This window comes from Sphingopyxis sp. BE235, from assembly GCF_031457175.1.
GTDB lineage: Bacteria > Pseudomonadota > Alphaproteobacteria > Sphingomonadales > Sphingomonadaceae > Sphingopyxis.
In genome coordinates this window covers 361603-375080 of record NZ_JAVDWC010000003.1, presented here as the reverse complement: position 1 = coordinate 375080, position 13478 = coordinate 361603, and the positions used below count along the sequence as shown (strand labels likewise).

The window sequence follows — 13478 nt, the reverse complement described above, 5'->3', positions numbered from 1 at the left end:
CTGATCAATCCGCATAATAAGGACGGTATGCCTTCAGGAAGGTGCCGCCATCTTCATAGCCGGCCCGCTCCTGCTCGCCCACGTCGACCAGCGTCAGCACCGCGCCCAGCATCTCGGCGTGGACATCGTACAGCCGCCGCAGCGCGACCGACGCCGCCTTGGTCGGCGTCTTGCGCCAGCGCACGAGGAACACCACACCGTCGGCCATGCTCGCGATCACGCGCGCCTCGTCGACCGGCAGCACCGGCGGCGTATCGAGGATCACGAGGTCGTAACGCCCGCGCACTTCCTCGATCAGCTCGGCGAGCCGCGGACTCTCGGTCAGCCCGACACCCTTGGAATCGAGCCGCTGCGGCAACAGGAAGGCGCCCGACATGCTGTCCTTGACGATCGCCTGCTCCAGCGTCGCCTGCCCCGCCAGCACTTCGTCCAGTCCCAGCGTCACATTGTCGGCGAACTGCCGGCTGGACGCGCGCCGCCGTGCGTCGGCGTCGATCAGCAGCACCTTGCCGCCCGCCGCCGCGACCGCACGGGCCAGCCCCATCGCGGTCGTGGTCTTGCCTTCGCCCGGCACCGCCGAGGTGATCGCGACGACGCGGATCGGGCCCGCCGCCTCGGCGAACTGGATCGAGGTGCGGAGCGTGCGGAAGGCTTCGGCATAGGTCGATTGCGGCCGCTTGAGCAGGAGTTCCGCCGGCGGCGCCGGCGGGCCCAGCTTGCGATAGCCGGGCAGCGTGTTCGCGTCGGGGATCGACGCCAGCGTCGACAGCCCCAGCGACTCCTCGATCGCATCGCTCGTCTCGATGCCGCGTTCGAGCAGCTGGAGCAGGACAACGAGCAGCACGCCGATACCCAGCCCGCCGACCACGGCCATCGCCGCATAGATCAGCATGTTGGGCGAACTCGGCGCGCCGGGAACGCGCGCGCGGCTGACGATATAGGCATCGCTGCGCTCCAGCCCCGATTGCGCGACCGTCTGGCGATAGCGATCGAGGAACGCCTGATAGAGCGTCCGCGCCGATTCGGCGTTACGCTCCAGCTCGTTCAGCCGCACCGACGCCGCATTGTCGCTGGCGAGCTTGCCCTCGGACTGCGCCACCGAACCCGCGAGCGATCCCGCGCGCTGGTTGGCGATGCTCGCCTGGATCGCAACGTTGGAGACGATGCGCTGCACCTCGGCCGCGATTTGCTGATCGGCGACGCGGAGCTGGCTCTGCGCGCGGACGAGATCGGGATGCCGTGGGCCATAGCGTTTTTCCAGCGCCCCAACCTCGCGCGCCACCTCGGCGCGCTGGGCGCGCAGCTGGCTGACCACCGGTGAATCGAGCGAATCGCCAAGCTCCTCGCCGGTCCGGCCGCCGCTCAGCTGCGCGCGCGCGGCCGAAAGGCGCGCCTGCGCCGCGGCATTCTCGGCCTTGGCTTGGGCAAGCTGGGTCGACAGCCCCGACAGCTCTTGCTGCGTCACGCTGCTCGCTTCGGAGACCGCGAAAAGATTGTGCGCGGCGCGATAATCAGCGACTGCGCGCTCGGCACCGACCACTTGCGCGCGAAGATCCTGAAGCCGTTGCTCAAGAAACCCGCGCGCCCGATGCGTCGCCTCGGTCTTCGATCCGACTTGCCCCGATACATAATCGTCGACCAGCGCATTGGCGATCTGCGCCGACTGCACCGGCGTGGCGCCCTCGAACGAGACGCTGATCGCATAGGAGAGCCCGTCGCGCTTCACCGTCAGCCCGTTCAGCAGCGTACCGATCGCGCGCTGGCGCCCGATCAGGTCGGGCTGCGCCGTCGGCTGGCCCTGTCCGGCCGCCTCGTTGAACGCCGGGTCGCGTTCGAGCTTCAGCCGATCGACCACCCGCCCGATGAGTTCGGGCGAGCGCAAGACCTGCACCTCGGTGTCGACCGCCGCCGAATCGGGATCGGTCGTCGGGATCACCGAATCGACCTTGATCACCTGCTCGGCCGTCCGCTCAAGCGCGACCTGCGCGGTGGCGAGGTAGCGCGGTTCGGCAGCGAGATAGGCGGCCGCGGCGATGACGATCGCTGCGGCCATCGCCGCACATAAGATCATCCATCGCCGGCGCAGCACGCCGCCGACCCGGCGCAGGTCGATCAGTGCGCCGCGATCGACCTCAGGGTCCGCTTCCCGGCCGCGCGGTATGTGCCGTGACACTGCGTCCATATTATGCGGCAGCCAGGAACGCGCGCACCGCGGGCGCGATGTCGGGACGGGCGAGCGCCAGCGCGAGCGTCGCGGTCACAAAGCCGCTCTTGTCGCCGCAATCATAGCGTTTTCCCTGGAAGGTGACGCCGTGGAAAGGCTGCTGGCCAATCATCCGCGCCAGCGCATCGGTGAGCTGGATCTCGCCGCCCGCTCCTTCCTCCTGATTGCTGAGGATGTTCATCACCTCGGGCTGGAGGATGTATCGGCCGATGACAGCAAGCCGGGACGGTGCGACGTCCGGAGCCGGCTTTTCGACCAGTCCCCTGACTTCGGTAATCGCGCCGGCGCTCGTGCCCGGCGTGACGATGCCATATTTATGCGTATCCTCCGCCGCGACTTCCTCGGTGCAGATCAGATTGCCGCCGAGGTCGGCATAGGCCTCGACCATCTGCTTAAGGCAGCCGGGTTCGCCGACCATCAGATCGTCGGGCAGCAGCACCGCGAAGGGCTCGTCGCCAACCAGGCGGCGGGCGCACCACACGGCATGGCCCAGCCCGAGGGGCTCCTGCTGCCGCACGATGTTGATGTCGCCCGGCGGAGGACGGGTGCCGTCGAGCGCGGCGAGCGACTTGCCGCGCCGGGCCATCGCTTCCTCAAGCTCGAAGGCATGATCGAAATGATCCTCGATCAGGCTCTTGCCGCGGCTGGTCACGAAAATGAACTGCTCGATGCCCGCCTCGCGGGCCTCATCGACCGCATATTGGATGAGCGGCCGATCGACGACCGGCAGCATTTCCTTGGGCATCGACTTGGTCGCCGGAAGGAACCGGGTTCCAAGGCCGCCGATGGGGAACACGGCCTTGCGTATTTTTCGCATCTTTTCACCCTTTTCTGGTCGCTGGGTTCCCCCCCAATTAACCAGCATTGGATCGGCGGGCACGATCGCCGCGTGCTGCCGAGGAGCGACCTGCGCCTTTACGCTGCATTGCAGCAAGAGCCCGGCGTCGAAACGTGTCCAAAGTGCGCCAAGCCATTCAGAGCTTGGGCGGTGTCCCGGCAAAGGACACTCCGCCCGGCACCGATCCGCCGCCACGCGAGCGGACCAGCGGTGTGCCCGGCGGCACCTGGATATCGTGCGAACCGATGATGATTTTCGCCGGCCCGTGATGCACGTCGAAGATCGGCCAGCCCCGGTCGCTCTTTACCGTCAGATGCTCGATATGGATGACCACCGGCTCACTTGCGCCTTTCGCCGCCATGATCGTGAAATGGTTGGTGTCGCCGATCCCGCCGATCTTGACCGGATCGAGGCTGGTGAGCCGCGTCGCGCGGATGCTCGACCACAGCCGGAAGTTGCGCGCGTTGCGGCCGCTGATGCAATCGTCGAGCAAAGTCTCGGTCGACTTCAGGTCGAATCCGCCGTCGCTATTGTCCCACGCGGCGCACTGGCGAAACAGCATCCGCGCATTGCCCCGCTCGGTCGAAAAACCGTCGCCGTTCCAATATTGCCTGGCCTTGCGCTGCCATTGAAAGCCGCGCATCGAGCAGCGCTCGATCCGAAAGTCGTGCGCGGTGCCGTCGAAGGCGATGCCGACCGGCAGGTCGGTCGCGCCTGTAGTCAGTATGCCGCTCGCGCTGACATCCTCGATCACCCCGTCATGGCTGTCATACCGGATGCGGGCGAAGCTGCGTTCGAGATTGGTCGCGTTGGCCCCGCGCACGCGGAGCCCGACGCTGCCCGCCCCCGCCAGTTCGGGTGCCGCCTTGTTCTCGATCACCCGGTAGCCGCCCTCCACCCGGATATTGGCGATCTGCACATTGCGAACCGGCTCGCGAATCACGAACAGGCCGTTGCCGACATCGCGCGCGCGCACGCCGCGATAAACGGCGCCCGACTCCACGAAATAGACCGGCTCGCCCCCTGCATTGATCTGAACCGGCTTGGCGGCGAAGCGAGAGGATGGATCGTCCATGCGGCCGCGCTAATCGGCGCGCAGCGATCAAGGCCAGCGCGATGCGGCGCGGCGTGGCGCGTCCGGGGTCAGTGCAGCGCGGGCGCAGCTCCCCCCAAATCGTCGCCACCGTCGCGCGCGGATGCCCGCGCGAAGCCGGCCAAAGGCTGACGACAGACGTGCCTCGTCCGGCTGAGCCGGCGGAAGCCGGCTTCGCCATGGTCGATGTTGAGCGTCATGCCCGCATCGGCCTTCGCCGCGGACGGAATGCGCCCGTCGATCGCGATCGCCGCAGACAGCGTATGTTCGAGCACGTGGCGGCGCTCGGCAGCATCGCGGCCGAAATAAGTGATGGCGAGCGGCGGCGGGCGCCGGTGGATCGTGGCGATCGCATCCTCGATCCGCGCATAATTGCGCAGCGGCAGGATCGGCCCCCGAAACTCTTCCTGCATCACCAGCATGTCCTCGCTGGCGTGTCGAATGATGTGGATCGGCACTAGCGTCCCGCGCGGCTCCGCCGTTATCACCTCGCCTCCGCGCGCGCGCGCGTCATTCAATAGCCGCGTCAGCCGTTGCTGTTCGGCGTCGGGCAGCGCCGCTTCGTTCGCTCCGGGCTGCATCGCCGCGCGCCACAGCCAGGAAGCGATCGCCTCTTCCTGCTCTTCGGGCACGAGAAGATAGTCGGGCGCGAGCGGTGCGCGTCCGCCCTTGAGGCGCTTGCGTGCGATCACATTGTCGGCGGCCTTGGCAAAATCGGCCGAGCGCCCCAGGATGACCGGCGACTTGTCCGAACGCGCAAGCATCGCCGCATCGCCTTCCTGCGGTTCGCTGGTCACCAGCAGGTCGAACGCCTGCTGTGCAAAGTCACCGTCGGACGCCACCGCCAGTTCGAGCGGATCGAAAAAGTCGGGTGCGAGTTCGCCGATCAGCCGGCCCAGCTGCACCGAGGCCGCGTCGAATTTCAGCGTCACCCGGTTGCCCGCGGCGAGTGCACCCGCGAGGATGCCCGCCGTCCGGAGCAGCGGCAGCGACGCCGGCGCTGCTATGCCGATCACCCCGACCGGCTGATATTCCACATAGTCGCTATCCCCGCGCAGCCGCGCGAGCAGTCCGCCCCTGCTTTCGGCGCGCATCCAGCGCCCCACCCCGCCGATCGACGCCCGCAGCGCCGCCAGCGCCGGCACCACTTCGATAAGCCTGGCGGAGTCCGAATCCTGATTCGGCTGGTCGGCGGCGAGCGCGTTGCAGAGCGCGTCGGCGTTTTTTTCGATCATCAGCACCGCGCGCCGCAGCCGGTCGCGGCGAATGGCCAACGACACCGGCAAGTCGGCGAAAAATGCCCCACGTTGCGCTTCCAGCATCTCACCCTTCCCCGCATTTTATCCTGTCCAGCTTCTACTCCGACGCCGAGCCGTGGCAAGTTCAAGTCGAAGCGTTTCGTCGCATTGCAGCCAATTCGCCTGGCCGTCGTTTAGGCAAAGCCCCGAATTATCCGCTTCTAATATATCGCATTTTTTCACCCTGTCCCGTTCTGGGTCGGGATTTTGGGAACGATCATTTCGCCTTTCAATTGCCTCCGCTCAAAGCTGGCAAGTTGACCGTTAACCGTTGCGACGCGATTGTTCGCATGTGCAGCAAAAGGCCGACTTCATATAAAAAGGGAGCAACGCGTAATGCGTATCGTAATGATCGGGTCCGGCTATGTCGGTCTCGTTTCGGGCGCGTGTTTTGCCGATTTCGGCCATCATGTGACCTGCGTCGACAAGGACGCGAACAAGATCGCCCGTCTTCAGGCCGGCGGCATCCCCATCTATGAGCCCGGTCTCGACGACCTGGTCGCGCGCAACGTCGCCGCGGGCAATCTCGCCTTCACCACCGAGCTGTCCGAGGCGGTCGGCGCGGCCGATGTCGTGTTCATCGCGGTCGGCACCCCCAGCCGCCGCGGCGACGGCCATGCCGACCTCTCCTATGTCCATGACGCGGCGCGCGAGATCGCCGGAGCACTCTCCGGCTTCACCGTGATCGTCACCAAATCGACCGTGCCCGTCGGCACCGGCGACGAGGTCGAGCGCATCGTCCGCGAGTGCAACCCCGCCGCCGAATTCGCCGTCGCCTCCAACCCCGAATTCCTGCGCGAAGGCGCCGCGATCGAGGATTTCAAGCGCCCCGACCGCGTCGTGATCGGCATTGAGGACGAACGCGCGCGGGCGCCGATGAAAGAGGTTTATCGCCCGCTTTCGCTCAACAAGGCGCCGATCGTCTTCACCAGCCGTCGCACCAGCGAGCTGATCAAATATGCCGCCAACGCCTTCCTCGCGATGAAGATCACTTACATCAACGAAATGGCGGACCTGTGCGAACAGGTCGGTGCCGACGTCCAGGAGGTCGCCAGCGGCATCGGGCTCGACAACCGGATCGGGGCCAAATTCCTGAACGCCGGCCCCGGCTATGGCGGCTCCTGCTTCCCCAAGGACACGCTCGCGCTGATGAAGACGGCGCAGGATCATGATGCGCCGCTGCGGCTGATCGAGGCGACCGTCGCGGTGAACGATCAGCGCAAGCGCGCGATGGGCCGCAAGGTCATCGCCGCGATGGACGGACAGGTGCGCGGCCGCACCGTCGCGGTGCTCGGCCTGACCTTCAAACCCAATACCGACGACATGCGCGACGCGCCGTCGATCGCGATCATCCAGACGCTGCAGGATGCCGGCGCCAAGGTCCGCGCCTATGACCCCGAGGGCATGGACGCAGCCAAGGCGGTGCTGAGCGACGTCGAATATGCATCCTCCGCCTATGCCGCCGCCGAAGGCGCGGCGGCGACGGTGATCGTCACCGAATGGGACGCGTTCCGCGCGCTCGACCTTAAGCGCCTCAAGGCCGCTATGGCCGACCCGGTGCTCGTGGACCTCCGCAACATCTATCCGCCCGCGCGGGCCGAGGAAGCGGGCCTGCGCTACGTCGGCATCGGTCGGCCGGGCCAGCCCGCCGACGATGCCGCAGCCGCGAACGAAAGGCACGCCGCGTGACCGACGAGAGCCCCATCCTGGTAACCGGCGCCGCGGGCTTCATCGGCCATGCGGTGTCCGAACGGCTCCTCGCGCGCGGCGAACGCGTGCTCGGGCTCGACAATTTCACCGACTATTACGACGTCGCGCTCAAGAAGGCGCGCATCGCGCGGCTGACGGACAATTTCAACTTCCGGCTGATCGACGGCGACATCGCGAGCCCCGGGCTAATCAGCGAACTGGTCGAGGCGAACGGCATCCGCCGGATCGTCCATCTCGCCGCGCAGGCGGGCGTGCGCTACAGCCTCGAAAACCCCTTCGCTTATGAGCACAGCAACCTCAAAGGGCATCTCGCGGTGCTCGAGGCGGCGCGCCACGCGGGCAATATCGAACATCTTGTCTATGCCTCGTCGAGTTCGGTCTATGGCGACCGCCCGCTCGGCGGCACCGGCTTTCGCGAGGACGAGCCCTGCACCGCGCCGGTCTCGCTCTATGCCGCGACCAAGCGCAGCTGCGAGCTGATGAGCGAAAGCTATGCCAAGCTCTATCACCTGCCGCTCAGTGGGCTGCGCTTCTTCACCGTCTATGGCCCCTGGGGCCGGCCCGATATGGCCTATTATGGTTTCGCGCAGAAGATCCTGCTCGGCCAGCCGATCGAGGTCTACGGCGAAGGCCGGATGGCGCGCGATTTCACCTATATCGACGACATCGTCGACGGCGTGGTCGGTGTGCTCGACCGGCCGCCGGCGGGCGGTGAAAACCGGCTGCTCAACATCGGCGACTGCAATCCCGTCGGGCTGATGGACATGATCGCGGTGCTCGAACGCGCGCTCGGCCGGCCAGCGATCAAGCTGATGCGGCCGATGCAGCCGGGCGACGTGACCGCGACCTACGCCGACATCTCGGCGATCAACGCGCTCACCGGATACAGCCCCAAGGTCCCGCTTGCGCGGGGGATCGAGCGGTTCGTCGACTGGTATCTGGGCGAAATAGAAAATGGTGGAAGAGGGCCGATGGCAGCGGTGGCCTGAGCCGGGAAATCCGGCCGGGCGCTAATGGAGTTTAACAATGCTGCAACGGACAAGTCTGTCTTCCAGCGCCCCCGCGGGCGCGCCCGTCATCTGCGTGACCGGCCTTCGCGGCTTCCCGCATGTGATGGGCGGGATCGAAAGCCATTGCGAGGAGCTTCTCCCGCGCATCAAGGCGATCTGGCCCGATCACCGTTCGGTCGTGCTCGGCCGCGCACCCTATCTGCCCGAGCCGGTGGGCGAGCATCGCGGCGTCGAGATTATCGGCATCCCCTGCCCGCGCTCGCAAAATCTCGAGGCGGTGGTGTCGACCCTGCTCGCGGTCCTTTCCGCCCGCAAGCGCGGTGCCGGGCTGATCCATATCCATGCGATCGGCCCCGGCTTGCTCGCGCCGCTGGCCCGGATGCTCGGTTTGAAGGTGGTCGTGACGCACCATGGCACCGATTATCACCGCGCGAAATGGGGCCTCTTCGCACGCACCGCGCTGCGCGCCGGCGAATGGCTGGCGCTGAGCTTCGCCAACCGCGTCATCGCCGTTTCGCCCTCGCTCGCCGCGCAGCTGCGGCAGAGCTTTCCGAAACGCGCGCACGCGATCTCCTATATTCCCAACGGCACATCGGACCTGCCCGGCGATGCCGACCCGGCGCTCGTGCTCGAACGGTTGGGCCTCAAGGACGGCGACTTCCTCCTCGCCGTCGCCCGCCTCGTTCCCGAAAAAGGCCTGCACGACCTGATCGACGCCTATGAGCGGTCGAATTGCACCGCCAAGCTGGTGATCGCCGGCTCGGCCGATCACGAGAGCGAATATGCCCGCGAACTGCTCGCACGCGCCAGCGATCGCGTTATCTTTGCCGGCGTCCAGTCACGCGCGACGCTGAAGTGCCTCTACGAGCATTGCACGCTGTTCGTGATGCCTTCCTATCACGAGGGTCTTCCGATCGCGGCGCTCGAGGCGGCGAGCTGCGGCGCGCCGATGCTGCTGAGTGACATCTCGGCCAATCTCGACATCGGGCTCGACGCGCCGAATTATTTCCCGGTTGGCGATGTCGCGGCGCTCACCGAGCGGCTGAACGCCGATTGTGCCGATTTTCAGGTCGACCGCGACGCCGTACGCGCGCGCTTCAGCTGGGACAAGGCGGCGGAGGACACGCTCGACGTCTATCGCGCGACGCTCGCGCCGGGCCGCACGGCGCCGCGCACTTCGACCTATACCGACGCGGTGGAAGCTTAGGCGCCGAGCCGGGCGACGACTTTCGCCCGGTCCGCCGCATCGATCGGCCCACTGACTTCGACACCCGCACCGGTCCGCGTCGCCCGCGCGATCCGCGGGTGCCACGCATTTTCCCGCAGCTCCCAGCTGCGGATCCGCCAGCGCCCTGGCCCGTCGGAATCGATCGCCAGCGTCGGCCGTCCCGTCTTTTCGGATCCCGCGTCCTTTGCGGTGCATGCACTGCCGGCCGCCGCGGCCGCGATCGAAGTCAGAAGCGTTCGTCGATCCATTTCCATATCCTGTTGCTAGGGCGCGGCGATCTTTTCGGGAACGGTCTGAAGCGCGCGCGGCGTGCTGCCCCCGGCCACGCGCTTGATCATCGCCTTGCCCAGCCGCTGTCCGGGCAGCTCGACCAGCTTGTAAGTCACAAAGGCAAGCGCGTAGGTCACCGGCACCACGACCGCTCCGGTCAGCGCGAACCGCCCGGCGGCGCCGAGCCCGATACCAAACTGTCCAATCACCGCCGCCGCGACCGGCTGCAGGATCAGCAGATGGATCAGATAGGTGCCATAGGAAAGCTCGCCCAGCCAATAAAAGGGCCGGCTGCCGAGCAGGCGCGAAACCCAGCCGATCACACCGAGCGAATGCCAATGAACCAGCGCGAAAAATCCGACCACGAGCAGTTCGCGCACCGCGAAATGGAGCAGATCCTGATCGCCCCCGATCGGGATCGCGGCAAGCAGCATCGCCGCGCCAAGCCGCGACCATAGCCGCGCGCGGCTCTCCCCCGGACCGGTCGCGATCAGCATGCCGGCGAGGAAAAGCTGGAGCTTCAATGGCAGGAACGACGGCATCGGATAGTCGAGCCCCGCCGCTCCGGCGAGCAAGGCGATGGCCACACCGCCGCCCGCCGCGACCAGCGCCGCGGGCACCCAGCCGATCCGCCGTCCGAGCAGGATGAGGAAGGGAAAGAGCAGGTAGAACTGCATTTCGAGCCCGAGGCTCCAGTCGGGCAGCGGCGTGCGAAAGGCATATTCGGGCAGCAATCCGAACAGGAAGGTCAAGTGCATCACGATATTGGTGAGGCTCGCATCGGTATAGCGCTCGGCCGGCTGGAGCGCCTGGCCGAGGAAGCTGTCGATCGCGACGCGGTCGGCATAGATCGACGGCCCCGCGATCAGCGCCGCCGCGAGCGTTACATAAAAGAGCGGTGCCAGCCGGAAAAAGCGGCGCGTCCAGAAAGCCGCCCAGGTGCCGGGCGCATCCCAGTCTTCGCTGCCCGCGCGCAGCCGGTACTGGTACATCATCAGGAAGCCCGAGAGCAGGATGAACAGGTCCACCCCCAGATCCGGCTTGCCGATCAGCGGCAAGCGGAAACCGGTCAGGATCATCATATGCCCGATGAGCACCCAGAGGGCCGCGACGCCGCGCAGGCCGTCCAGACACTCGACTCGCCGAATGTCCATTAAATACCTCCGCAAAATCGTCCGTCGATGTTCGCTCTGATAGACGCCTCGCGGCGTGAAACCCCTTTAAATCGGCCAGTTGCCCCTGCGGGACGATGAAGCGGGCGGACCTGTGTGCACTGCAACAAATGCCCGTGGTAAGCGTTCTCCAGAGGCGAATTCCGCCCGAGACTCCAACGAGGAACCATGCTGCATCGAAAGCGGATTTTATTCGCGATCAACTCGCTCGCGGGGGGCGGCGCCGAGCGCGTTCTGGCCACTCTGCTGGCCGGATCGGTGCCCTGGCGCGCTCGCTACGACATCCATCTCGCGCTGCTCGACGACGAGCCGCGCGCCTATGACGTACCCGAATGGGTCGAGGTTCATCAGCTGGGTGCCCGGCATAAATTGCTGCCGAGCCTGACCCAGCTGCGCGCGCTCGTCGGACGCGTGTCGCCCGATGCGACGCTCAGCTTCCTGACGCGCGCCAATATCGCCAACGCCTGGGCGATGGCGGGGCGGCGCCGGCCGTGGCTGATCAGCGAGCGGGTCAACACCAGCGCCCATCTGGGCGATGCGCGCGCCGCCAAGGCGATGGTCCGCATCGTCTATCCGCGCGCCGCGCATGTCATCGCGGTGTCCGACGGCGTCGTCGACGATCTTGCCGCTAATTTCCGCGTCGAGCGCGCGCGCATGTCGGCGATCGCCAACCCGGTCGACCATCGGCGCATCGCCGAGCTTGCCGCCGAGCCGCCTGCCTTCGTGCCTGCCGATCCCTATATCGTCTCGGCCGGGCGGCTCATGCCGAACAAGAATTTTCCGCTCCTTCTGCGCGCCTATGCGCAGGCTTCGCCGCGCGAACGCCTCGTCATCCTCGGCGAAGGGCCCGAGCGCGGCGCGCTTCAAGCACTCGCCGCCTCGCTTGGAATCGCCGACCGGGTCGACATGCCCGGCTTCGTCGCCAACCCCTTCGCAGTGGTTGCGCGCGCGCAAGCTTACGCGATGCCCTCCAACGCCGAGGGCTTCCCCAACGGGCTGGTCGAGGCGATGGCGTGTGGCATCCCCGTCGTCGCGACGAATTGCGCGTCGGGTCCATCCGAAATTCTGGCCGGCCGGTCGCGCGATGCGATCGGCGGCCGGATCGATGTCGATTCCGGTGCGTTGGTGCCGACCGATGACGTGGAAGCCTTTGCCGCGGCATTGGTCGACGTGCTCGCCGAGCCGCGCCGCAGCGCCTGCGGCGCGAAGGCGCGCGAGCGCTCGCTGGCTTATGGCGTCGAGCAGGCGGCCGCAAATTACTGGGCGCGGATCGAGGCGGCGCTGCGCGCGCTGTCCGCCGCGTCCGAAATCGAAGACATATCAGCCTATCGTCCGGGAGTAAGTTCATGAAATGGCACATGCAGATCGCACTGGCGGGGGCGCTGATCGCTCTTGGCGGATGCGCCGGGCAAACCCCGCTCGCGGGCAGCGGCGCCGCGCCGCCTCCCGCCACCGCTTTCGTCCTTTCGCCGGGCGACAAGATCAAGGTCGCGACCTATGGCGAAGAGAAACTCACCGGCGATTTCGAGGTTTCGCCCGCCGGCACGATCGCCTTCCCACTGATCGGCGAGGTCAAGGCGGCGGGGCTCCAGACCGAAGAACTATCCAAAGCGATCGAGGCAAAGCTCGGCGACGGCTATCTGCTCGAACCGCAGGTTTCGGTCCAGGTCGCCAATTTCCGCCCCGTCTACATCCTCGGCGAAGTGAACAAGCCCGGCGAATATCCCTATACGCAGGGCCTCACCATCCGCGGCGCGGTCGCGAAGGCCGACGGCTTCACCTATCGCGCCAACGAAAAGCGCGTCTTCCTGAAGCGCGCGGGCGAAGCCGGCGAGCAGGAATATCCGATGAGCGCCGATTTCGCGGTGCTTCCCGGCGATACGATCCGCTTCGGCGAACGCTATTTCTGATGGATATGGCGACCGCATCGCTGACGCCCGTTCCGGCGTTCGAAGAACCCGTGTCCGACGAGACGGGAAAGCCGCATCTTCGCGGCTGTCCGGTGAGCTTCGCTAAGCTCAAGGCACTGCTCGCCGCCGATCTTTATCGCTATGCGGGACGCGTCAGCTTCGGCGCCTTCGCGAAGCATTATGCCTTCACCCCGGGCTATAAATATACGGTGCTGATGCGCACGACGGGCTGGCTCAAACTCAAGCCCGCCAAGGCGTTCGGCCTCTATCCCTTTGCCAAATGGCTGCTGCTGCGCGCGCGCTATAAATATGGCTTCGCGATCCCCGAATATATGGAGATCGGGCCCGGCCTGTTCCTCAATCGCTTCGGCGGTTTCTATTTTCACGGCGACACGGTGCTCGGCAGCAACGTCAACATCACCCACGGCGTCGTGCTCGGCTATATGAACCGCGGCCACCGGCGCGGTGCGCCGGTGATCGGCGATCGCACCTTTCTGGGGTCGGGCGCCAAGGTAATCGGCGGCATTCATGTCGGCGCCGAGGCCGCGATCGGCGCCAACGCCGTGGTGACCAAGGACGTGCCCGAGCGCGGCGTCGTCGGCGGCATCCCCGCGAAGCTGCTCTCCGATCAGGGGTCCGACGGCTATATCAACCGCCTCGCGCCGCCCGAACTGCTCGCAGCGTGCGAGGGTGCGCTTTACGGATCTCGGACAAAGCCCGGCTGA

The 13478-nt window shown here is 66.4% G+C and carries 12 protein-coding genes; 6 read left to right on the top strand and 6 right to left on the bottom strand.

Features of this window, described 5'->3' with window-relative positions:
• Positions 1-4: 4 nt before the first annotated feature.
• From J2X38_RS15450 to J2X38_RS15435, 4 genes are all read right to left on the bottom strand, one after another.
• Complete coding sequence (locus J2X38_RS15450; RefSeq protein WP_310255289.1) at positions 5-2182, bottom strand: polysaccharide biosynthesis tyrosine autokinase; 2178 nt, start codon at positions 2180-2182, stop codon at positions 5-7.
• Position 2183: 1 nt separating this feature from the next.
• Positions 2184-3041 carry a UTP--glucose-1-phosphate uridylyltransferase GalU gene (gene galU / locus J2X38_RS15445; protein WP_310255288.1) on the bottom strand — a complete coding sequence of 286 codons (858 nt, stop codon included), beginning with the start codon at positions 3039-3041 and terminating at the stop codon, positions 2184-2186.
• A 157-nt stretch (positions 3042-3198) separates the two neighbouring features.
• Positions 3199-4137: a hypothetical protein gene (locus J2X38_RS15440; protein ID WP_310255287.1), complete on the bottom strand. Its 939-nt coding sequence runs from the start codon at positions 4135-4137 to the stop codon at positions 3199-3201.
• 68 nt (positions 4138-4205) lie between these two features.
• A complete protein-coding gene (locus J2X38_RS15435) occupies positions 4206-5477 on the bottom strand; it encodes an aldehyde dehydrogenase family protein (RefSeq protein ID WP_310255286.1) in 1272 nt (423 codons plus the stop codon).
• A 312-nt stretch (positions 5478-5789) separates the two neighbouring features.
• On the opposite strand from J2X38_RS15435, the gene J2X38_RS15430 reads away from it, so the two are divergent.
• The 3 genes from J2X38_RS15430 to J2X38_RS15420 are packed head-to-tail and all read left to right on the top strand — an operon-like array spanning position 5790 to position 9380.
• Positions 5790-7142 carry a UDP-glucose/GDP-mannose dehydrogenase family protein gene (locus J2X38_RS15430; protein WP_310255285.1) on the top strand — a complete coding sequence of 451 codons (1353 nt, stop codon included), beginning with the start codon at positions 5790-5792 and terminating at the stop codon, positions 7140-7142.
• Positions 7139-8152, top strand: a complete 1014-nt coding sequence (locus J2X38_RS15425; RefSeq protein WP_310255284.1) for an NAD-dependent epimerase/dehydratase family protein — start codon at positions 7139-7141, stop codon at positions 8150-8152. The genes J2X38_RS15430 and J2X38_RS15425 overlap by 4 nt, the downstream gene beginning before the upstream one ends.
• 37 nt (positions 8153-8189) lie before the next feature.
• A complete protein-coding gene (locus J2X38_RS15420; protein WP_310255283.1) occupies positions 8190-9380 on the top strand; it encodes a glycosyltransferase family 4 protein in 1191 nt (396 codons plus the stop codon).
• Here the strand turns inward: J2X38_RS15420 and J2X38_RS15415 are convergent.
• Both J2X38_RS15415 and J2X38_RS15410 read right to left on the bottom strand, forming a co-directional pair.
• On the bottom strand, positions 9377-9649 hold the full coding sequence (locus tag J2X38_RS15415; protein ID WP_310255282.1) for a hypothetical protein: 273 nt from the start codon (positions 9647-9649) through the stop codon (positions 9377-9379). The two genes, J2X38_RS15420 and J2X38_RS15415, sit on opposite strands and share 4 nt — an antisense overlap.
• A gap of 15 nt (positions 9650-9664) precedes the next feature.
• Positions 9665-10825, bottom strand: coding sequence for an acyltransferase (locus J2X38_RS15410; RefSeq protein WP_310255281.1), 1161 nt, complete (start codon positions 10823-10825; stop codon positions 9665-9667).
• A 186-nt stretch (positions 10826-11011) separates the two neighbouring features.
• On the opposite strand from J2X38_RS15410, the gene J2X38_RS15405 reads away from it, so the two are divergent.
• Genes J2X38_RS15405 through J2X38_RS15395 form a run of 3 tightly spaced genes read left to right on the top strand, consistent with a single transcriptional unit; the run spans position 11012 to position 13478 of the window.
• Complete coding sequence (locus J2X38_RS15405; RefSeq protein ID WP_310255280.1) at positions 11012-12193, top strand: glycosyltransferase; 1182 nt, start codon at positions 11012-11014, stop codon at positions 12191-12193.
• Complete coding sequence (locus tag J2X38_RS15400; RefSeq protein WP_058537279.1) at positions 12190-12753, top strand: polysaccharide biosynthesis/export family protein; 564 nt, start codon at positions 12190-12192, stop codon at positions 12751-12753. Before J2X38_RS15405 ends, J2X38_RS15400 begins: the two co-directional genes overlap by 4 nt.
• Positions 12753-13478 (top strand): serine acetyltransferase, encoded by a 726-nt coding sequence (locus tag J2X38_RS15395; protein ID WP_310255279.1) that lies wholly within the window; start codon positions 12753-12755, stop codon positions 13476-13478. The genes J2X38_RS15400 and J2X38_RS15395 overlap by 1 nt, the downstream gene beginning before the upstream one ends.